The following is a 19,862-nucleotide window of genomic DNA, read 5'->3' on the forward strand; positions in this document are numbered from 1 at the left end:
GATGGGTAATCTTAATTTTATCGATAAACTTCCTCACATTAGTGAATGCAAACAGATTCTAAAGGCAGCAGCTATGCTGGATGCCATTTTGATGCCGGAATGGGAGTACAGGTATTACTCGTATAATTCCCAGTGGGACACGAGTGAGCAAATGGCATCCATGAGAGATGGGCAAGGAGATCATTATTTTGCAATATTCAGTCCGAATGGGCTGATTATTAAAGGCTTTGATAAAGAGCATGCACTTCAGCATAAGGTTGACAGGAGTGATGTGGTAAAGAGTGTTCCAGAAGCATTTAATACATTTTTGGCAGAGCCGGCATTTGTAATGGATCAGACGACGTTCTGTATCTGGAGTGTGGCGGATCAGGAAGGGTGGTCTGCGGGCACGGTGCTTGGGGATCATGAATACGAACTGTTAGAGATTTTGGTAGGCGGCGCGAAATATTACCATGCTTGGGCACAGGATTACTACGAGATAGCGTTGGATATCAAACTGGTTGAACAGGTATTTGATATGAAGCCGATCGATGAGGCCTTACTACAGCAATTAAATGATGAACTGAGATTAAGTGATATCGAAGGTGAAATTGCAGAAATTGGATACCCGGATAAGGATCTGAACGTATGAAGGCGATAACCCAGGAAATCACGGAAGAATTATTGGTTGTGATGGATATGTACCAAAGAATCGCGCGGCAATTGATTGACCAATTGATACTGGAAACCGATCAGCCTGATCGCATGGAGATCCTGGCAGGTGCGTACGATATGCTGACCAATGCGGATGTAATCCATGGAGGAGAAGAATTAACGGGAAACTGGTTTTTTGATGTTCATGGTGAGCACTGTATGTTCCAGAATACAGAAACAGGGCAGATATTGGAGGTTTCCCTTGGTAGTCCAGAAGATGTGGGTAACATGGACCCCTACTTTTTTTATAATTTTATTAAAACAACGCCAGAGCTTGCATACCTGACTTCGTATTTCGAGAATCCATTTAAGGACATGTTGGATTTCTTCGAACGTATGGAAGCACAGCATGTGTTAATTCATGTTCATGGGGTGGAATATAGAAAGCTTCTTAAATTACTGTACATTTAATTAGAACTGAGGAGGAATGACGTATGGGTTTAACGGAGTGGTCTACAGATAATCTCCAATATGATCTGTCGGATGAATATTCAATTCGCAAAGCTGATTTTGCCGAATGGGGATTATATTGCACGGTTTATTATGATATGCGTTATGTCGGATTTTTCAGAGAAGAAGAGTTCAGTTCTTCCAAGATCAGTGCGTACTGGATTTACAAAGGGGAAAGCAAAATAGGCGGCGTGAGAATGGAGCCTAACCGGATGTATCATTTGTTTTTTATCCCGCCATTCCAGCAGTGCTTTGAGGTATTGAAGCTTCTGAAGCATAAATTATTACAGTGGTCCGATCGCACCAAACGCATTCTGACCTTTGAGATCCTTCCAGACCAAGTGGATCTATACGCAAGAGCTGGATTCTGGCCAGTGGAGTTCAGATGTCGCTGGATGCAACGACCTACAGATCATTTTGAGATCGAGTGGGACAACAGGGTAACCGTGAAGAGTCCAGAGATTATTGAAAGTGAAACCGGAAATAGAAAATATGTGAATGAAGATGAAATTGCTCAATGTGACCTGAATAGTTTTGCAGGAAGTCTTGAAGCTACACGCAGAAAACATACCACGCTTGCAGATTTTATTCCAAGCGATGACCCTAATTATACGAATGAAATTCTGACTCAAGCCTCCACGCTTGTATACGATAAGGAAACGGGGCAGCTTATTGCCAACTGTCGTCTTTGTCTGCAGGATAATCAGGCTGCTGTATATAGTATTGGGGTTCGCCCGGAATATAGAGGAAGAGGGCTTGCTACACAGATGTTACAGAGAGCATTAAATGAACTTAAGGGTAAGTATCCTGTTCTACGATTGTATGTGATGCAAGGAAATGATGCGGAGTCCGTGTATCTGAATCTGGGCTTTATTCCGGGTGTGCAGGAGATTCAGACGATGTATATTCCTGAGGAGGAATCACAATGAAGGTTGCCATCTTAACCGATATTCATGGGAATTTTCCTGCTCTTCAAGCGGTATTAAGTGATATCGATTCCAGAGGAGATGTTGAGCATACATTTTGTTTGGGGGATATGATCGGTATTGGCCCTTACTCCAATGAAGTGATCGAGATGTTGTACAGCCGTAAAAATATGATAGCGATTTCGGGGAATCACGAAGAAGCCGTATTGAGTTTGCTCCAGAATAAGGGGCCATTAGATGGGCATAAAGGCATAGCTGAGCACCACGAATGGATTGGTCAACATCTAAGTGCAGAATCGATCAAGAGTATACAAGCTCTACCGAAATTCGTTGAAAAAGAGGTAGAAGGACGTCGGTTCCTTCTGACTCACTATCATATGAGCAACGACAAGTTGGATGTCATCGATAAAGAACCATCTGGAACCAAATTAGACGCGAAGTATCAGGGGACGGCCCATGATTTGGTTTGTTTTGGTCATCATCATATTCTTCATTATTATAGGACAGATCAAAGAGTATATCTGAATCCGGGCGCTTTAGGTTGTAACGATCTTGCCATTGCCAGATATGGCATCGTGGATCTCCAAGAGGGCAAAGTGGACGTGAAATTTATTGGCGTTCCATATGACAACAGGGAGTATCTACAATCGTATGAACGGTTGAACGTTCCGGATCGGGCTTTTCTTTTGAAGGCATTCCATGGGAATCAGTTGGAGAGAGAGTACGGGGGGAGTAAACGTTCGTAGCAACGTTTCTTGGTAAAGGAGAGATGTACATGGGAATGATCATTATGTTGGTGGTATATCTGTTTCTCGGTATTTATGTTGTAAAAGTTGGAATAGATAACTCAAAAAGTAGCCAGCAAACCAAAGAGATATTATCAGAGTTAAGGGAAATTAAGGACCTATTGAAAGAACGAGGGTAAAGATTGATTAGGCTTGTGCTTCAAAATTAGCTAAGGATCAGCATTTTCCAATGCCTCCCTCTCCTGTAGGTCAGGTAAGGGAGGATTCTTGTGCAGCTAGCCACTTTAACCCAATACACGAATAACAATATCCTGATCATGGTTACCAAAACCGGCACCATAGATTGTTAATCCACCTACGTTGGGGCTTTCTTCGTCAACTGTGAAACGAAGCGTCCAGAACGGTTCGTCTAGTTTGACATCTTTGAGAGTAACGTCTGACATCCGCTCACCATCCATATACGTACCGGAGGCATCAATACGAATGGTCTTCAATAATCCATACTGATTCACATTGCGATGCCACCATTCCGGTGTATATTTGCCGCGTGCTGCTCTGCCAAAGTCGGCAGGGCTTGTCCACGTTCCAAGAGAAACACCATTGAAGGTGAAGCGAATATCCGAAGGCCAATGATCCCGTAAACCAGGAGCCTCAGAGGCTAATTCCATCGAAATTTCGATAGCATCGGTAGTCTGATCGGATATTACAAAGTTAGGTGTTTTATATTCAACATAACCCTTCCCAAACCACAGGATAGCGGCGTGTACCCGCTCGGGATCAAGGAAGTAACGCGGATCATCCCATACACCGATTTCTTTCTCGAGTGTGCCTAGCCCACAGGTAGGATGGATATCAAAAGCAGTATAGTGTCCGACGGATATCGTCTGTTCTCTGGTTCGTGAAGTTTGGCTTGCGGATGGCAGCTCGATCTCAATCTGATTTTGCTTGAGGTAACATAATTTGTGTGTTCCTCCGTTAATCCGAACTCTTCTACTCCCAATTAGACCCGCATCCTCCAGTTTGCGAATATGCATCGTGACAATGGAGGGGCTAAGCTCTAATACTGCCGCAATATCCTTCACATTCATTTCGCGATCTGCAATCATATCCATGATTCTCCATCTGACTTCGCTTGCCAGCGCCTCATATAAAGGAAGGAACTGTGGCTCCCCGTTTGCTTTGATCATCTGTACAACTCCCTAACCTCAATCTTCTAAAATCACATATATATTAATTTAATAAAATTAACTCCAAGATGCAATCCAAATTCATTGCAAGTTTACACCCAATGGTGTTTAATTTTTTTAGTTGTTACGAAGTTGAATTCTTATATTTGTGAATTTTATAATAAGAGGTGGAGTGGCGTAATGAAATATAATAACCCTGTTGTAAAAGGTTTCTATCCAGACCCTAGTGTGATTAAGGTGTACGATACATACTATATGGTTTGCAGTTCTTTTCAATATTTTCCGGGCGTACCGCTCTTTGAAAGCAAGGATCTGCTGAATTGGAAGCAGATTGGTCACTGCCTGACTCGCAAAAGCCAGATTCAGCTCGAGACGGTGAACAGCTCCGGGGGTGTATTTGCCCCAACCATTAGGCATAATGACGGGCGTTTTTATATGGTCACAACCAACGATACAACACATCAGAATTTCTATGTCTGGACGGACGATATTTACGGAGAATGGTCTGAGCCTATTTATGTGGATCAAGGCGGAATTGATCCCGATTTGTATTTTGAAGATGAAAGAACCTTGTTTATGAGTAACGGGGTGGATGATGAAGGCGTTGGCGGAATTGTCCAGTGTGAGCTTGAGATTGAAACGGGCCGCAAACTGACCCCAAGTCGGTCGATATGGAACGGGACAGGTGGACGATATCTGGAAAGCCCGCATCTGTATAAAATGAACGGTTATTATTACCTGCTTGCAGCTGAAGGCGGCACCGAATATGGTCATATGGTTACGTATGCCCGGGGAACTTCATCTTCAGGTCCGTTCGAAGCCTATGTACACAATCCAGTTCTGACTAACCGCAATCTGGGCGGTTATGAGCTCCAGGGTGTGGGGCATGGTGATCTGGTTCAGGATGATCTGGGGAACTGCTGGCTCTTTCACCTGGGATTCCGACAGATCGGCAGATGGGCTACGTACCATCATCTGGGCCGAGAAGTATTTCTGACTCCGATCACGTTTGATGAAGACGGATGGTTTACAGCCGGGCATGAAGGCACAACGCTGACGAGTTTTGAGACTAATCGTATTCCCGACACGGTGATCCAGCAGGAAAAGAAGAATTATACGTTTGCAAATACAGACTGGAACCTCGACTGGTGTTACCTTCGTCATCCAAATACAGAACACTATCAGCTTGAATCAGACAAGCTTACGCTAACAGGAACTGATGTAACGCTGGACGTTCCAGCATCCCCAACGTTCATTGGGTTACGTCAAAAAGACTTTAATGCCACAATTTCAGTCGATGTCAGTGTGACGAGTGGAGAAGCTGGGATCACGATCTACATGGATGAGAATCATCATTATGAAGTGGCTATTCGTGGGCAGCAGGACGGTTATAAGGTGATCGAGCGTCTAAATATCGGTGATGTCAAATCAATAGAACATGAAGTGAATCTGGGAAATCAACAGCATGCAACGCTGGTCATTTGCTCAAGCCAGGAACGCTACAGCTTCCTGTTTCAAGTAGATGGTGAAGAGATTCTGCTGGGCACGGCACAGACGAGATACCTATCCTCGGAGGTGGCAGGAGGTTTTACAGGCGTACTTATTGGGTTATACGCGAGCGGGCAAGATGCTTCAGCTGAGTTTACAAATTTCAAGTGTGATTATCATTAAGAAGTTAAGGGGAGGGCCTAAGGGTCCTTCTCTTTTTTAATTTGTGTCAAATAATCTACATGTAACAAAAGGTTAAGAGAACGTGTTATTTAATTATATAGCTTGATTGGATAACCAAGGAGGACTTGTATGGAGGATCAATGGAGAATCGCAAAGTATGATCCGGCATGGCCTAGTTTGTTTCTCGAAACGGGTTGGAAATTAAGAGAAGCGTTAGGGGAAAAAGCTGTGCGGATTGATCATGTTGGGTCCACTTCCATTGTCGGAATAGACGCCAAACCTATTATCGATATACAAATATCTGTTTCTAATTATGAAAATCTGTTGGACTACAAACGTCAGATCGAAACAGTTGGTTTTGTATTCAGAGCAGAAAATCCAGATAAGACTAAACGTTACTTTCGTGAAGAACCCGGAAACAGAAGGATACATATACACGTTAGACAGGCAGGCAGTTTCTCCGAGCAGATGACCTTGTTGTTCAGAGACTATTTAAGGGAGCATCCAGAAGATTGTTTGAACTATGCGGAAGAAAAGCACAGACTCATGTCATTGTATAAAGATGAGCGTCTCAAATATGTTGAAGGAAAAGGACCGATGGTGTGGAGCATATTACAGAGAGCACATCGTTGGTCTCAAGAAATCGGATGGCAACCGACAAAATCTGACGCATGAGCACATCCAATGAATAGAGATAACTTACTTGGAGTGATGAGATGAACATGGGAAGAAAGCTGATAACAACCGTTCTAACCATCATTTGTTTTACTTTGGTTGCAAGTATCATATCGATGAATGAATCCTACAGTTTTGATTTTTACATTCTTATTTATCTGGTATACGCGACCCCCCTGATCCTTTTGATTGGGCTACCTTTATCAATATTGCTGGACTATCTTCTCAGCCGAATACAATTCGTCAATCATGTTTTGTATCTAAGTACGAGGATATTGAGTTATGCATGTGCTGGAGTTTTGGGCATGTTTATTTATTATGTGGTCATGGGCGCAGGAGAAGCAATCTTGGATTTCAAAGAGACGTTAGTTCTGACCTTATTCGGCGTTCTTGCTGCTATTCTATTTGTACTGATTGATATGGGATTGGAAGTTTTGTTAAAAAAGCAAAGAAGAAAGAGTTGAATTATATTAATTCGTCAGGAGGAAAGCAAAGTGACAACGCATTGTGCACTTCTAATCATTGATGTACAGGTAGCGATGTTTGATGAAGCAGATCCCGTATATCAAGGGGAACGATTGCTTCAGAAGATTCAGGTGTTAATTGCCAGGGCCCGTGAAGCAGGCCATTCCATCATATATATCCAGCACAGTGAAGGGGTAGGCAGTCCACTGGAACGAGGAACTCCGGGATGGGCCATTCATCCGTCCATTGCACCTATAGCTGGTGACCTCGTTATCGAAAAAGAGACACCGGATTCATTTCACAAAACCGATCTGCATCTGAAATTGCAAGAAAATGGCGTGACGGAGTTGATTCTCGCGGGTATGCAGACCGAGGTATGTGTAGACACCACTTGCCGCAGAGCGTACAGTCTGGGATACACGGTCAATCTGGTTCAAGATGCGCACAGCACATGGAATTCAAAGACACTTCAAGCGGAGCGGATTATTGAACATCACAATACGGTACTGAGACTGTTTGCCAACGTGGTGGATACGGAGAATGCGCTGTAATGCTAGGAAAACGTAGGCGATTCTGGTTTTTCATAGGTGCGGCAATCATGTTTCTGTATTTTCTATTCACGAGTAACCCTGATCCAAATAAGCCGATTTCGAGAAATCAAGTGATAAGCACAGAGATGAGCATAGTTGTGTACACCAGGACAGGCGACGGTGGAGCACACACTAGTATTGACAATGTTACGTTAAGTAAAGAAGACATTAGCCGTATAGTCGGCTGGCTGAATGCAGCCCCGGAATCGGCCAAAATACCAGTAGATGATGTCACAGGAAGCATTAGTGCAGGAATTGCTTTGAGATTAAAGCATAACGCTGAAATTACGATTCAATACAATCGGAAACAGATTATTGTATCCACAAAAAGCAGATTTAATAGAGATTCGAAATATATACTTGATCAAAAGGACTTAAGAGACTTTATGGATCAAAAGTTGAAAGAGACGTATTTTGGTAAAGATCCCGTTAAGGATGAATGAGGAGGAGAGGTATTGACGATTAACAAAAGAATAATGAATCTATCAGCCTGGCTTGCTGTATTAGCCATCCTATGTATTCCTGGAACTTTACATACTGAAGATGGACCGCTCCGAACAGAGTATGGTTTCCCGATCCGATTCTTTACGGATTATCATTATGCTAATTCAGAGGGAACAATCTGGTTTATATCTGGCATCTATTTAAATGTACTTCTATATTTGTTCAATGTGCTGTTTATTTATGCAGGGATTCATGTAATCTTGTATATTAAAAAGAAATTAACTAGAACGTAAAGATGGAGTGATGACGATGAAACAACTTCCAGAAGAATGGAAGTCAGACCGGCTTATTGTCTCGAATGTGAAAGAATCCGATATTCCTGAACTTGAGTCCATATATGAGACCAGTCGGTACTTGCATCAATGGGATGGACAAGAGCATGATCGGAATTATGTGAAAGAATGTTTTGAAGAAGGCCACCTTCCGCCGGGAGGCAGGCTGGAGAATTATCGAATTCAATCCATTCGCACGAATGAGGATGACCGCTATATTGGTTTGTTAAGTGTGTACCATGGGTATCCCTCCGAGGATTCGATCTATCTCGAATTTCTATATATCCAGAGCGAGATCCAGAAGCAGGGATATGGAAAAGAATTAATTCAGGCACTAACTCTGCACTGTTCCGAGCTTGGTTACAAGGAAATTCGAATTAACGTGGCACTCAAAAATTGGCCTGCATTACGCTTCTGGATCAAATCCGGATTCAATCAGATTAATGGAATTTATGGTGATCTTGAATATTCGGAGGATACCTTTGCCAATACAGAATTGATCAAATCTCTCTGAAAAACTAGCTAGTAAAGGGGAATATACTAATGGAAACATTCTTTCGTTATAACTGGATGGTGCGTGAGCAATGGTATGTGTGGTGTGAAGATGTGCCGCTTGAAGAGTTGCTTCGGCCTCGTACAGGCGGAGTAGGCAACATATTACAAACATTGTTTCATATCATTGATGTAGAGTGGAGCTGGCTTCAGTTGCTTCAGGGCAAACCGGATGATGCGGAAGATTTTGCAAACTACCAGAATCTTGAGGCGGTAAGGCAATTGGATCGCAAGTTACGTCCTGATGTGGAGGCATTTGTTACAGCATGGGATTCGAGTATGGAAAAAAGAGCTTATATCGATCATCGCTCAGCGGGCAAGGCCAGTACAGATTCATGGGGAGAAGTTATGCGACATGTGATCGCCCATGAGATTCACCATATGGGACAGCTGTCGGTATGGGCCAGAGAATTGGGCAAACAGCCAGTATCCGCCAATGTGATTGGCAAAGGCCTGATTATACCTGACTAACAGGGAGAGGCGGTCATAACATGGGAGGAGGAGAACGATGACGATTCAACTTAGCCAGATTAATTGGATAGAACTGGATGCGCGTATCCAGGAGGTGATGGAACAGGAGTATCAGATCATTCCTTTGCCACCTGGACTGGAAGCGAGTGTGATGAGAATCGAAATGGGTGATCAGCGGTACGCATTGAAAGTCTGGGACAAGGATTCCAAACCGGATATCGCCAAACAATATCGATTAATGTCCAAGCTTTATCAAAGTGGGATTCGTGTTTCTGAATCCTACGGTTGGGGGTTAAACGAGCAAGGGAATCAAGTGCTGTTAACGAGCTATGATGGAAAGCCGGTTACCCAATTAACACAAACCAAACTGACACATTTGGCTGGGCGATTAATGGAAGTCCATCGTTATCCGGTGAATGAAGTGGGTACTGGAGCAGATGAAGAATACATATTCAGGTACGATTTTGTTCAATACTTTTTTCCTCAAATTGAGTTACATGACGATATATATGATCTTCTGGCAAACTTGATCCAGCAGGTCCAGATCAGACAGGACTGTTTGATTCATGGTGATTATAATCTGGGAAACATTCTTGAAATGGAAGGCGATTACACCATTATCGATTGGACTAACGGCCAATACGGTGATCCAAGGTATGATATTGCATGGTCGGTGTTTCTCATCACGATCTATAATGGTGAGAGTTACGGTGAGATGTATCGCTCTCAATTTGCACATTCTGCAAGTAATACATACACGCTGGAAGAGGAGCAGGTTTTTGAAGCGATAGCTTGTCTGCGCTGGATTCTGTTAAGACGCGTTGGGGATGTACCCATGGGGCCAGATGTAATGGAAAGGGTTCACAGCATGGCTGTCCATAATCCATATTTGAATGAACATCTGCTGTAATCGTAATACGGGGATACACAATGACGACAGTATACGATTAAGTAATAAAAAGACCGCATTTTTCAATTAAAATAAACAGCCAGTCCTAAACTAGCGATCCTCGCATACCTATGATAGTAGAGGAGCGTGATCGATATGGAGCAGAAAGTGCAAACGTACTTTGAACTGAAGCAGCAGCAAAAAGATATTGAGCAGCAGTTGTCTGTACTACGAGATGAGATTGTCGCGTATTGTGCAGAACAAGGGGTCTATGAGACGCAGGTTGGTGGTTACACCGTGAAAACAGTGCTGCAGAACCGGAAGGAATACGATGATCAGAAGCTGTATGCTTCTCTTCCAGACCCGGACATCTGGCGATTGTTGTCCAAGGTAGACAGCCATAAGCTGAAAAGCCTGATCAAGCTGAACATTCTGTCCGAGGAGCAAATTAACCCGGCATGCACCGTGAAACAGGTGACCTTGTTACAGGTAGACAAGCTGTAACGCTTCATACCCTCTTTGTACATGAGTTGAATTTAACTGAACATCACGATCACAAAGCACCTTCGAAGAAATGTTCTGTTGCGATGAGCATTGGAACATACGTGGAGGTGTTTTTGTTTTGCGCGCACAGGGCCCGGGATCATAAATAGTTAAATATGAGGGGGAAGAAGTATAATTTGTTCGTTGTAAGCGTATTCAACAAACGATATGATGGATAAAAACTGGCAGGGAGGAATTGTAAATGCCAACAAAAATTCCATCACTACATGCTGCATACGCCAATACGTTTAAAATAGGTGCTGCTGTACATACCAGAATGTTGCAGTCCGAAGGGGAATTTATTGCCAAACACTTCAATAGCATCACGGCTGAAAATCAGATGAAATTCGAAGAAATTCACCCGGAAGAGGATCGTTATACATTTGAGGCGGCGGATCAAATTGTTGATTTTGCCGTTGCCCAAGGAATTGCGGTTCGCGGACATACTTTGGTCTGGCATAATCAAACATCGAAATGGGTTTTCGAGGATACAACAGGTGCTCCTGCTTCCAGAGAACTGTTATTATCCCGTTTGAAGCAACATATCGATACGGTAGTAGGTCGGTATAAGGGGCAAATATACGCGTGGGATGTTGTTAATGAAGCTGTTGAAGACAAGACAGACCTGTTCATGCGGGACACGAAGTGGTTAGAGCTAGTGGGAGAAGACTACTTGCAGCAAGCATTCAGCATGGCTCATGAAGCTGATCCCAATGCCCTTCTTTTCTATAATGACTACAATGAGACGGATCCGGTCAAACGGGAGAAAATATACAATCTGGTGCGTTCTTTGTTGGATAAGGGAGCACCTGTACATGGAATCGGCATGCAGGGACACTGGAATATCCATGGTCCTTCCATTGAAGAAATCCGAATGGCTATTGAGCGTTATGCTTCACTGGATGTACAGTTGCATGTTACCGAGCTGGATATGTCCGTGTTTCGTCATGAGGATCGTCGAACGGACCTCACCGCGCCAACTTCGGAGATGGCTGAGCTACAGGAGCGTCGATATGAGGAGATCTTTAATTTGTTCCGTGAGTATAAATCATCCATTACCTCTGTGACGTTCTGGGGAGTAGCGGACAATTACACCTGGCTGGACCATTTCCCGGTTCGTGGGCGCAAAAATTGGCCCTTTGTTTTTGATCAGCAGTTGCAGCCTAAGGAATCATTCTGGCGTATCATTAACCCTATGTCCTGAACATCAGGGAAGTGGAGAGAATCGGTCACAATGTGGCCGATTTTTTGCTGTAGTCAATATAGATTATACAGTACGTCTATCTCGTGCATGATTGAGGCGTTGATTGGTGTGGATGATAAAAATATGGTATTAAATGGAATTTTGTGATAGGCTTGAAGAAATGGCGAACCAAATTCTTTCCTGAAAAGAGATGAGAAGATGGATTACATCCGAAACTATTTAATTACTTTTGCCGGAAATTTTGCATTTAGTTATTATATCTTTGAAGAAGGTACTTTTGCCAAACCGCTGATGTTTGCTACATTCATGTTGTTGCTGATCATGACAATCGATTACATGAAAAGTAGAAACAAATATACATTGGATTAGGGTATGTCCATGTTTTTAAACGATTCTGGAGTACACGTTCGTTTTTTTATTGTATATAGAACAGCTTCCATTTACATCAAGACCATTGTTCATTACACTTGATGAGTAGCACTTCATTAACTCAGTTTTAGTTAACTCAATTCAGATCATCAGGAGGATATCATTATGCATCAATCCGCACATATTCAGGAAGCAAGAGATTACATATTAAACCGAATCCATACCAAACCTGCCGTAGGCATGATTCTGGGTTCGGGACTGGGAGCGCTCGCGGACGAGATTGAAAATGCGACCGTTATCCCGTATACAGATATTCCGTATTTCGCGCAATCGGAGGCTATCGGTCATGCCAATGAATTGGTTATTGGTGAACTGATGGGCAAAACGGTTGTAGCAATGAAAGGACGTCTTCATTATTATGAAGGTTTTACACTGGACGAAGTGACATTCCCGGTTCGCATCATGAAGGCGCTGGGTGTCGAGCAGTTGCTTATCACCAATGCCTGCGGAGCAATCAATACAAGCTTTGAGCCAGGTCAACTGATGCTCATTACAGATCATATTAACCTGGTAGGCAATAACCCATTGATGGGACCAAATAATGCTGAACTGGGTGTGCGCTTCCCAGACGTATCACAGGTATACAATCGCGAACTGCGCAGTATTGCCCTTAAGGTTGCAGAAGAACAAAATGTTGGGCTGCAGCAAGGTGTCTATGCATGGTGGAGTGGTCCGGCATATGAGACACCAGCGGAGATTCGCATGATTCGTACGATGGGTGCGGATGCAGTGGGCATGTCCACAGTACCTGAGGCCATTGTTGCCATTCATGGCGGTATGAAGGTACTGGGCATCTCCTGTCTGACCAACATGGCCTGTGGCATTCTGGATCAGCCGTTAAGTCATGATGAAGTTATTGAAGTGGCTGCGCAAGTGAAAACAACCTTTATTGGTTTGGTAAAAGGCATCTTGAAAGAGATCTAATCGCGAGATGATTTCTATCTAGGCAGCGATGGATAGGATAGAGTTTTCATCCAACCAAATCGAAAACACAAAAAAACGTATGCTTCACGAGCTGTTACTCGTGAGACATACGTTTTTTTATTTTGCAGAACTATGAACCATCTGAGAATGATCGGCCATGATTGCTGGCGTGGACTCCCTGATGATGGGTTTGGTCACAATGTGCGAGACCTGATAAGGTTGTGAGGGGCTATTAATCCGGGATAACAGCATCTCCGCAGCCTTAATGCCCATCTCATTGCTGTAAATATGAACCGTTGTTAATGCTGGCTCAATAATTCGAGATTGGGGTGCATTATCGAATCCGCATATCACAATATCCTGTGGTACAGCGACATTTCTATCTTTTAACGCCCTGATCAGATCAACTGCAATGAAGTCATTAGCGCATACGTAAGCGGAAGGGAGGGATGCCAGCTCTGCCACTCGCTGGTTCAACCATCCTGGCTTGGAGAAACACAGGCGATCATTATCTACGATGCAATGGGAGAGGTCGACCTGCAACCCCGCCTCCAGCATAGCGCGCTGATATCCAACCCATCGTTCATTAAAGCTCTTGCAGTGATTGTAATCCCCGACGAATCCGATACTTGTGTAGCCGCTCTCAATTAATTTTTTGGTTAACTGGTAGATGCTATGTTCATTCTCCATGAGTAGCAAATCTGCTTGGAATTCGGGATAACATATGTTGGAAGCGCAATCGATAAAGATGGTGGGGATGCCCAGATCGGTAATGAGCTGTGTATATTCCAGATCAAATAATTCGATGCAAATGATGCCGTCTACTTTGGCTATATCAAAATTGTTAGGAAGTGTAAGTGTATCTTGATCGTCTTCACGCACGATATGAATCGAGAGATTGTATCCCTCCGCACTGATTCTTTTCTCCAAACCACTGATTAACAACGAACCAAAGTGAGATGTATTAGGCAGGTTTTCAGTTAACAGGGCGATATTGCCTGGAGCCTTGGTTAGAACATGTTCATTGTCCATATAGGCAAACTGTTTATATTTGAGTTCAATTGCTTTTTTAATTACACGATTTCGGGTCTCATCCGGGATGTTTCCGCTATCATTTAATGCTTTGGAAGCCGTATTCCTGGAAATCCCCAAAGCATCAGCAATGTCTTGTATCGTGACTTTTTCCTTTGCCATCTAATGCTTCACCTCTAATCATCAATAGTCATCCATATTCTTCTCTAAGTCAAATGTATAATAGAACGGGACAAATAGCAATCTCTGTTTTACAAATGCACAATTGTATTTACATTTAGATAGGCGAATTCTATTTTCATAATTGTTCCAGAAGTTTCTTTAACTATGTAACAATGATGATCTATTACAGTAATGCTATAGAAATAGCTATGCTGGTATTAACGATTCAGTGCTATATATATGCAAATTTAATCCTCTTTAGTTACATTGATGCAAAGATAAAATGATCAAATGCACAAATATTTTTTTACAAAACGTATTGACTAAATCCGTTTAAACCTGATAAATTGTAAATTATTAAATAGGCAATTGTAAATATTGAAAGCCCTTACTGAAAACAATTGTCAACTTCTAGAATGGAACGGGGGTATTGTGTTGGATAACATAGCCGACAGCAAAAAGGGCGAGGGAAGGGTACTGAAAGTGAGGACGACAAGCGGTCATAGGTTGCAGCAGCTCAAAAAAAATTACTTTTTATATATGTTGCTTGCACCAGCCTTAATTTTGACTCTTATCTTCAAGTACATTCCGATGTACGGAGCCATCATTGCGTTTAAGGATTTCAGTCCGATCAAAGGCATCATGGGCAGTGATTGGGTAGGACTGAAGCATTTTGAGAAATTTATAGCTTCACCCAATTTCGATATCATTTTAATGAATACGCTTAAACTCAGCTTTTTGGGATTGATATTCAGTTTCCCGGTGCCCATTTTACTGGCACTCATGCTGAATCAGGTACGCAAAGCTGGCATCAAGAAAAATATTCAATTGTTTCTGTACGCACCCAATTTCATCTCGGTTGTTGTGGTTGTGGGTATGCTGTTCATCTTCCTCTCACCGACAGGGCCAATTAATCAATTAGCCACATGGATTACAGGTCAGCCAATCATGTTCATGTCTGAACCGGAATATTTCCGCTGGATCTACATTTTGTCCGATATCTGGACCGGAGCCGGCTGGGCTTCCATCATATACGTTGCGGCTTTGGCCAATGTTGATCCGGAGCTTCACAATGCGGCTAATCTGGATGGAGCCAATCTCCTTCAGCGTATTCGCCACATTGACCTTCCAACAATTCGTCCGATTATGGCCATCGTTTTTATCCTTGCAGCTGGCGGGATTATGTCCATTGGATTTGAGAAGGCCTATCTGATGCAGACGTCCATGAACCTGCCGTCCTCCGAGATTATTGCCACGTATGTCTACAAGGTGGGTCTACAGTCTGGAGATTACGCTTATTCTGCGGCAGTTGGATTGTTCAACTCGGTTATCAATGTGATTTTGCTGGTGACGGTGAATCTGATTGTGAAGAAATTGAATGAAGGCGAAGGCCTCTATTAGGAAAGGAGTATTATCCATGGTTGTTAAACACACGGGAATGGATCGATTGATCCTCACACTCAATGCCATCTTTCTCACCTGTGCTGTACTGGTTGTGGTTGTTCCCCTGATTTATATTGTTATCGCCTCATTCATGGACCCCACGGTGTTACTGAATCGTGGACTGTCCTTTAATGTATCGGACTGGAGTTTGGACGGATATCAGATGATTTTGTCCAATCCAGCCATGATCCGGGGGTTTGCAAATGCGGTATTGTACTCGGTTTCCTTTGCACTGATCACCGTGACCGTATCCATATTTGCAGGTTATGCATTGTCGGATGACAGGCTCGCGGGACGTGGATTTTTCATGATTATCTTTATCATTACCATGTTCTTCGGCGGGGGATTAATCCCTACCTATCTACTCATACGTAATCTCGGCATGCTTGATACGGTGTGGGCGATCATCATCCCTGGAGCCGTTAACGTCTGGAACATCATTCTCTCCAGAACCTTTTTCAAAGGAGTCCCTCGAGAACTGAAAGAAGCTGCAAACGTGGATGGCGCCTCTGAGATGAAGATTTTCTTCCAGATCGTCATTCCGTTGTCGAAACCGATCATTTTTGTACTTGCCCTCTATGCGTTCGTTGGGCAATGGAATTCCTATTTTGATGCAATGATCTATCTGGATAATCCGAAACTGCATCCGTTACAGCTCGTTCTGCGTTCCATTTTGATTCAGAATCAGGCAGCACCTGGCATGATCAGTGATCAGCTTGCGATGGCAGAACTGAAACGGCTCTCCGAGATGATTAAATACTCAGCGATTGTCATTTCGAGTCTGCCACTCATCATCATGTACCCGTTCTTCCAGAAGTATTTCGAAAAAGGTGTCATGGTCGGTTCCCTCAAATAGTGAACAGCCTGCGATACAGTAAGTTGATCCAATCCAACTCATGGAGGTCATTATTATGAAAAAAGTGAACAAATCCAGAAAAGCCGTTACAACGGCATCCATTTCCATGTTATCTGCAATGCTCTTTCTAACCGCCTGTGGCGGGGGTGGAGGCGGCGCGGCAAGTGAGGCGCAATCCCCTGATGGCAAGGTGACATTGAATTTTATAACACAGAGCTCTCCGCTGGCTCCCGCTGATCCGAACGACAAGCTGATTAACAAGCGACTCGAAGAGAAAACCAATGTGCATATCAACTGGAAGAACTATACGAGTGATGTGTTTGCAGAAAAAAGAAATCTGGCGGTCGCCAGCGGTGATTTGCCGGATGCTATTTTTGATGCAGGTTACGGGGATTATGATCTCCTGAAACTGGCGAAGGACGGGGCGATCATTCCACTTGAGGACATGATTGAACAACACATGCCCAATCTGAAAAAGGTGCTGGAGGAAGCTCCCGAATACAAGAGCATGATCACGGCTCCAGACGGACATATCTATTCATTCCCATGGATTGAAGAACTCGGAAGTGGCAAACAACGGATTCAGGCAGTGGATAACTTGCCCTGGATTAATGTGGAATGGCTGAACAAGCTTGGACTGAAGATGCCAACGACAACCGAAGAACTGAAAGAAGTATTGATCGCGTTCAAAACCCAAGATCCTAACGGCAACGGTAAGGCAGACGAAATTCCGTTATCTTTCATTAACAAACCGGGCGGAGAAGATCTAACATTCCTCTTTGCGGCATTTGGACTCGGAGAGAACTGGGATCATACCGTGGTAACCAATGATGGGAAAGTGGTCTTCACGGCAGCTGATGAAGGCTACAAGGAAGCGGTTAAATACATTCATGAGCTGGTTCAGGAAGGTCTCGTCGATGTTGAGTCGTATCAGCAGGATTGGAACACGTATCTTGCGAAAGGCAAGGACAACAAGTACGGCATGTACTTCACTTGGGATAAGGCTAACATTACAGGCATGAATGATACGTATGATGTTCTGCCTCCGGTTGCTGGACCTAACGGCGAAGTTAATGTCACAAGAACAAACGGGATTGGGCTTGATCGTGGTCGCATGGTCATCACCAGCAGCAATAAAAACCTGGAGTCCACAGCGAAGTGGGTAGACCAATTGTACGATCCGCTCCAATCCGTACAGAACAACTGGGGTACCTATGGAGATGAGAGTCAGCAAAATATTTTTGAATTCGATGAAGCCAAAGGGATGCTGAAGCATCTTCCGCTGGAAGGCTCTGCACCAGTTGAACTTAGACAAAAAACCAGTATCGCAGGACCATTGGCCATTCTCGACAGTTATTATGACAAATACACAACCAAACCGGAAGATGCGGCTTGGCGGATGGAACTTCTCGACAAGGTTATGGTTCCGCATATGAAAGCGGAGAACGTATATCCAAGTGTGTTCTTCTCCATTGATGAACTGGATCGATTGTCCACGATCGAGACCGATCTCTTCGCCTACGTGTTACGTTTGCGTACAGAATGGTATCAGAACGGGAAAATAGATCAGGAATGGGATGCTTACTTGAAAGAGCTGGATCGCCTTGGATTGCAAGAATGGCTACAGATTAAACAAGCGGGATATGACCGTAATAACAAATAAAGAAAAGTACGGAGGAGAGAAACCATAATGTCGACAATTCTTAAACAAGATTACAGAAATGAATACCATTTTTCACCGAAAGAGAAGTGGATGAACGACCCAAACGGCATGGTGTTTTTCAATGGGGAGTATCACTTGTTCTATCAGTATCATCCGTTTGGTACTACATGGGGACCGATGCATTGGGGTCACGCGGTAACCCGAGATCTCGTCACTTGGGAGGAACTTCCTGTAGCTCTGGCACCGGATGAACATGGCATGATCTTCTCCGGCAGTGCGGTGGTGGACTGGAACAATACTTCCGGATTTTTCGAAGATGAGCCGGGGTTGGTAGCCATTTTTACACATCATCTGGAAGTACCAAATGATCATCCTGTTCAGCGTCAGAGTCTGGCGTATAGCAAAGACAACGGCAGAACCTGGACTAAATACGAGGGTAATCCGGTATTAAAGCATGAGTCCTTTGTTGATTTCCGTGATCCCAAAGTGTTCTGGCATGAGCAGACCAAGGAATGGATTATGATTATCGCTTGTGGTCAAACGGTATGTCTGTACCGATCTCCCAATCTGAAGGATTGGACGCTAGGAAGTGAATTTGGCGAAGGGATCGGTTCACACGATGGCGTGTGGGAATGCCCGGACCTGTTCCCGCTTGCAGTGGATGGAGATTCAGAGCAGGTGAAATGGGTGATGCTCGTTAGCATCGGTGCAGATCCTGCTTTTAAAGAAGGATCCAGAACACAATATTTTACCGGAGATTTTGATGGAAGAACATTTGTTCCAGATGAGGCATCCCATACGATTCGCTGGATTGATCATGGCCGGGATAACTACGCGGGAGTTAGTTGGTCAGACATTCCGGCTGAAGACGGCAGACGCCTGTTTATGGGGTGGATGAGCAACTGGATGTATGCCAACCAGACGCCGACCAATGATTATCGTGGAGCAATGACCATTGCACGGGAGCTGTCACTCGAGACAAGAGTCGGAGAAGTAATATTGATTCAACGTCCTGCACGTGAACTTAAGCAAGCCCGTACGCCATTATTGTCCCTACAGGATGCTTCGATTCAGCAAGTGAGTGAGCAGTTGAACGCTCTGCAACTAGTGAACTATGAGATCCATGCAGAGTGGACTCCAGATCAGTCGTTCCATTTTGCCTTAAGAAGTGGAGCCGACAACGAAACGCTCATTGGCGTAGATGCCAACCGAGGGGAAGTATATATCGATCGTAGTGGATCGGGTATCGGCGATTTTCATGAACATTTCCTGAGCCGCCATGCAGCTGAGTTAAAAGATGTAAATGGGAATCAAAGTTTGCGTATCTATGTAGATCATTCATCTGTGGAGGTATTTGCAAATGATGGTCAGGCGGTTATTACGGATCTGATCTATCCGGATGTGGATTCCAAGGGCATCTCTGCTCATGCTGAAAATACTGATCTGGTCTTCTCCTCACTTCATATCTATGAGATATCACCAACCAAGGCTAAAGGTTAATTGTAATGAAGGAAA

23 protein-coding genes are annotated in these 19,862 nt (G+C 43.7%); 21 read left to right on the forward strand and 2 right to left on the reverse strand.

Going from position 1 to position 19,862, the window contains the following annotated elements:
- Position 1 precedes the first annotated feature (1 nt).
- From NSQ38_RS12685 to NSQ38_RS12705, 5 genes are read left to right on the forward strand one after another with little or no spacing between them, the layout of a single operon-like run.
- Entirely contained in the window at positions 2 to 631 is a 630-nt protein-coding gene (locus NSQ38_RS12685) for a hypothetical protein (RefSeq protein WP_339789595.1), read from the forward strand.
- Entirely contained in the window at positions 628 to 1,104 is a 477-nt protein-coding gene (locus tag NSQ38_RS12690; RefSeq protein WP_339789598.1) for a hypothetical protein, read from the forward strand. Before NSQ38_RS12685 ends, NSQ38_RS12690 begins: the two co-directional genes overlap by 4 nt.
- A 23-nt stretch (positions 1,105 to 1,127) precedes the next feature.
- Positions 1,128 to 2,072, forward strand: coding sequence for a GNAT family N-acetyltransferase (locus NSQ38_RS12695; protein WP_339789601.1), 945 nt, complete (start codon positions 1,128 to 1,130; stop codon positions 2,070 to 2,072).
- Complete coding sequence (locus tag NSQ38_RS12700; RefSeq protein WP_339789604.1) at positions 2,069 to 2,815, forward strand: metallophosphoesterase family protein; 747 nt, start codon at positions 2,069 to 2,071, stop codon at positions 2,813 to 2,815. The genes NSQ38_RS12695 and NSQ38_RS12700 overlap by 4 nt, the downstream gene beginning before the upstream one ends.
- A 29-nt stretch (positions 2,816 to 2,844) precedes the next feature.
- On the forward strand, positions 2,845 to 2,994 hold the full coding sequence (locus NSQ38_RS12705; RefSeq protein WP_339789607.1) for a hypothetical protein: 150 nt from the start codon (positions 2,845 to 2,847) through the stop codon (positions 2,992 to 2,994).
- Positions 2,995 to 3,099: 105 nt separating this feature from the next.
- Here the strand turns inward: NSQ38_RS12705 and NSQ38_RS12710 are convergent, their stop codons facing one another.
- A complete protein-coding gene (locus NSQ38_RS12710) occupies positions 3,100 to 4,002 on the reverse strand; it encodes an ArsR family transcriptional regulator (protein WP_339789609.1) in 903 nt (300 codons plus the stop codon).
- 180 nt (positions 4,003 to 4,182) lie between these two features.
- Between NSQ38_RS12710 and NSQ38_RS12715 the strand changes: the two genes are divergently transcribed.
- The 12 genes from NSQ38_RS12715 to NSQ38_RS12770 all read left to right on the forward strand — a co-directional run bounded on the left by NSQ38_RS12715 (position 4,183) and on the right by NSQ38_RS12770 (position 13,191).
- Entirely contained in the window at positions 4,183 to 5,673 is a 1,491-nt protein-coding gene (locus NSQ38_RS12715; RefSeq protein ID WP_339789611.1) for a glycoside hydrolase family 43 protein, read from the forward strand.
- Between the two features lie 129 nt (positions 5,674 to 5,802).
- Positions 5,803 to 6,348, forward strand: a complete 546-nt coding sequence (locus NSQ38_RS12720; protein ID WP_339789613.1) for a GrpB family protein — start codon at positions 5,803 to 5,805, stop codon at positions 6,346 to 6,348.
- Positions 6,349 to 6,395: 47 nt separating this feature from the next.
- On the forward strand, positions 6,396 to 6,812 hold the full coding sequence (locus NSQ38_RS12725) for a hypothetical protein (RefSeq protein ID WP_339789616.1): 417 nt from the start codon (positions 6,396 to 6,398) through the stop codon (positions 6,810 to 6,812).
- A 30-nt stretch (positions 6,813 to 6,842) separates the two neighbouring features.
- The gene (locus NSQ38_RS12730) at positions 6,843 to 7,364 is read left to right on the forward strand and encodes a cysteine hydrolase family protein (protein WP_339789619.1); all 522 of its coding nucleotides are present in this window, start codon (positions 6,843 to 6,845) and stop codon (positions 7,362 to 7,364) included.
- 125 nt (positions 7,365 to 7,489) lie between these two features.
- The gene (locus NSQ38_RS12735) at positions 7,490 to 7,846 is read left to right on the forward strand and encodes a hypothetical protein (protein ID WP_339789622.1); all 357 of its coding nucleotides are present in this window, start codon (positions 7,490 to 7,492) and stop codon (positions 7,844 to 7,846) included.
- A 310-nt stretch (positions 7,847 to 8,156) separates the two neighbouring features.
- Complete coding sequence (locus NSQ38_RS12740) at positions 8,157 to 8,693, forward strand: GNAT family N-acetyltransferase (protein WP_339789625.1); 537 nt, start codon at positions 8,157 to 8,159, stop codon at positions 8,691 to 8,693.
- A gap of 29 nt (positions 8,694 to 8,722) precedes the next feature.
- Positions 8,723 to 9,202 carry a DinB family protein gene (locus tag NSQ38_RS12745; protein WP_339789628.1) on the forward strand — a complete coding sequence of 160 codons (480 nt, stop codon included), beginning with the start codon at positions 8,723 to 8,725 and terminating at the stop codon, positions 9,200 to 9,202.
- Between the two features lie 37 nt (positions 9,203 to 9,239).
- A complete protein-coding gene (locus tag NSQ38_RS12750; RefSeq protein ID WP_339789631.1) occupies positions 9,240 to 10,112 on the forward strand; it encodes an aminoglycoside phosphotransferase family protein in 873 nt (290 codons plus the stop codon).
- A gap of 135 nt (positions 10,113 to 10,247) precedes the next feature.
- On the forward strand, positions 10,248 to 10,595 hold the full coding sequence (locus NSQ38_RS12755; protein WP_081746078.1) for a hypothetical protein: 348 nt from the start codon (positions 10,248 to 10,250) through the stop codon (positions 10,593 to 10,595).
- 241 nt (positions 10,596 to 10,836) lie between these two features.
- Positions 10,837 to 11,838: an endo-1,4-beta-xylanase gene (locus NSQ38_RS12760; RefSeq protein ID WP_339789634.1), complete on the forward strand. Its 1,002-nt coding sequence runs from the start codon at positions 10,837 to 10,839 to the stop codon at positions 11,836 to 11,838.
- A 198-nt stretch (positions 11,839 to 12,036) separates the two neighbouring features.
- Positions 12,037 to 12,207 (forward strand): hypothetical protein, encoded by a 171-nt coding sequence (locus NSQ38_RS12765; RefSeq protein ID WP_165980249.1) that lies wholly within the window; start codon positions 12,037 to 12,039, stop codon positions 12,205 to 12,207.
- 165 nt (positions 12,208 to 12,372) lie between these two features.
- Positions 12,373 to 13,191 carry a purine-nucleoside phosphorylase gene (locus NSQ38_RS12770; RefSeq protein WP_036617166.1) on the forward strand — a complete coding sequence of 273 codons (819 nt, stop codon included), beginning with the start codon at positions 12,373 to 12,375 and terminating at the stop codon, positions 13,189 to 13,191.
- 117 nt (positions 13,192 to 13,308) lie between these two features.
- Here NSQ38_RS12770 and NSQ38_RS12775 read toward each other — a convergent pair whose 3' ends face one another.
- Positions 13,309 to 14,385, reverse strand: coding sequence for a LacI family DNA-binding transcriptional regulator (locus NSQ38_RS12775; RefSeq protein WP_339789637.1), 1,077 nt, complete (start codon positions 14,383 to 14,385; stop codon positions 13,309 to 13,311).
- Positions 14,386 to 14,925: 540 nt separating this feature from the next.
- Here NSQ38_RS12775 and NSQ38_RS12780 point away from each other — a divergent pair.
- From NSQ38_RS12780 to NSQ38_RS12795, 4 genes are read left to right on the forward strand one after another with little or no spacing between them, the layout of a single operon-like run.
- A complete protein-coding gene (locus tag NSQ38_RS12780; protein WP_223200008.1) occupies positions 14,926 to 15,786 on the forward strand; it encodes an ABC transporter permease subunit in 861 nt (286 codons plus the stop codon).
- A gap of 16 nt (positions 15,787 to 15,802) precedes the next feature.
- Entirely contained in the window at positions 15,803 to 16,684 is an 882-nt protein-coding gene (locus NSQ38_RS12785; RefSeq protein WP_091027870.1) for a carbohydrate ABC transporter permease, read from the forward strand.
- 55 nt (positions 16,685 to 16,739) lie between these two features.
- Positions 16,740 to 18,347: an ABC transporter substrate-binding protein gene (locus tag NSQ38_RS12790; RefSeq protein WP_017686933.1), complete on the forward strand. Its 1,608-nt coding sequence runs from the start codon at positions 16,740 to 16,742 to the stop codon at positions 18,345 to 18,347.
- 27 nt (positions 18,348 to 18,374) lie between these two features.
- Positions 18,375 to 19,847, forward strand: coding sequence for a glycoside hydrolase family 32 protein (locus tag NSQ38_RS12795; protein ID WP_339789640.1), 1,473 nt, complete (start codon positions 18,375 to 18,377; stop codon positions 19,845 to 19,847).
- Positions 19,848 to 19,862 lie beyond the last annotated feature (15 nt).

The organism is Paenibacillus sp. FSL R7-0313 (genome assembly GCF_037969885.1).
In the GTDB taxonomy this organism is placed as follows: Bacteria; Bacillota; Bacilli; order Paenibacillales; family Paenibacillaceae; genus Paenibacillus.

Coding starts and splice junctions, on each gene's coding strand:
- NSQ38_RS12710 (WP_339789609.1), bottom strand. CDS start 4,002: ATGATCAAAGCAAACGGGGAGCCACAGTTCCTTCCTTTATATGAGGCG.
- NSQ38_RS12755 (WP_081746078.1), top strand. CDS start 10,248: ATGGAGCAGAAAGTGCAAACGTACTTTGAACTGAAGCAGCAGCAAAAA.
- NSQ38_RS12705 (WP_339789607.1), top strand. CDS start 2,845: ATGGGAATGATCATTATGTTGGTGGTATATCTGTTTCTCGGTATTTAT.
- NSQ38_RS12760 (WP_339789634.1), top strand. CDS start 10,837: ATGCCAACAAAAATTCCATCACTACATGCTGCATACGCCAATACGTTT.
- NSQ38_RS12765 (WP_165980249.1), top strand. CDS start 12,037: ATGGATTACATCCGAAACTATTTAATTACTTTTGCCGGAAATTTTGCA.
- NSQ38_RS12715 (WP_339789611.1), top strand. CDS start 4,183: ATGAAATATAATAACCCTGTTGTAAAAGGTTTCTATCCAGACCCTAGT.
- NSQ38_RS12735 (WP_339789622.1), top strand. CDS start 7,490: ATGAGCATAGTTGTGTACACCAGGACAGGCGACGGTGGAGCACACACT.
- NSQ38_RS12795 (WP_339789640.1), top strand. CDS start 18,375: ATGTCGACAATTCTTAAACAAGATTACAGAAATGAATACCATTTTTCA.
- NSQ38_RS12685 (WP_339789595.1), top strand. CDS start 2: ATGGGTAATCTTAATTTTATCGATAAACTTCCTCACATTAGTGAATGC.
- NSQ38_RS12790 (WP_017686933.1), top strand. CDS start 16,740: ATGAAAAAAGTGAACAAATCCAGAAAAGCCGTTACAACGGCATCCATT.
- NSQ38_RS12770 (WP_036617166.1), top strand. CDS start 12,373: ATGCATCAATCCGCACATATTCAGGAAGCAAGAGATTACATATTAAAC.
- NSQ38_RS12695 (WP_339789601.1), top strand. CDS start 1,128: ATGGGTTTAACGGAGTGGTCTACAGATAATCTCCAATATGATCTGTCG.
- NSQ38_RS12745 (WP_339789628.1), top strand. CDS start 8,723: ATGGAAACATTCTTTCGTTATAACTGGATGGTGCGTGAGCAATGGTAT.
- NSQ38_RS12780 (WP_223200008.1), top strand. CDS start 14,926: ATGTTGCTTGCACCAGCCTTAATTTTGACTCTTATCTTCAAGTACATT.
- NSQ38_RS12720 (WP_339789613.1), top strand. CDS start 5,803: ATGGAGGATCAATGGAGAATCGCAAAGTATGATCCGGCATGGCCTAGT.
- NSQ38_RS12700 (WP_339789604.1), top strand. CDS start 2,069: ATGAAGGTTGCCATCTTAACCGATATTCATGGGAATTTTCCTGCTCTT.
- NSQ38_RS12750 (WP_339789631.1), top strand. CDS start 9,240: ATGACGATTCAACTTAGCCAGATTAATTGGATAGAACTGGATGCGCGT.
- NSQ38_RS12740 (WP_339789625.1), top strand. CDS start 8,157: ATGAAACAACTTCCAGAAGAATGGAAGTCAGACCGGCTTATTGTCTCG.
- NSQ38_RS12775 (WP_339789637.1), bottom strand. CDS start 14,385: ATGGCAAAGGAAAAAGTCACGATACAAGACATTGCTGATGCTTTGGGG.
- NSQ38_RS12690 (WP_339789598.1), top strand. CDS start 628: ATGAAGGCGATAACCCAGGAAATCACGGAAGAATTATTGGTTGTGATG.
- NSQ38_RS12785 (WP_091027870.1), top strand. CDS start 15,803: ATGGTTGTTAAACACACGGGAATGGATCGATTGATCCTCACACTCAAT.
- NSQ38_RS12725 (WP_339789616.1), top strand. CDS start 6,396: ATGGGAAGAAAGCTGATAACAACCGTTCTAACCATCATTTGTTTTACT.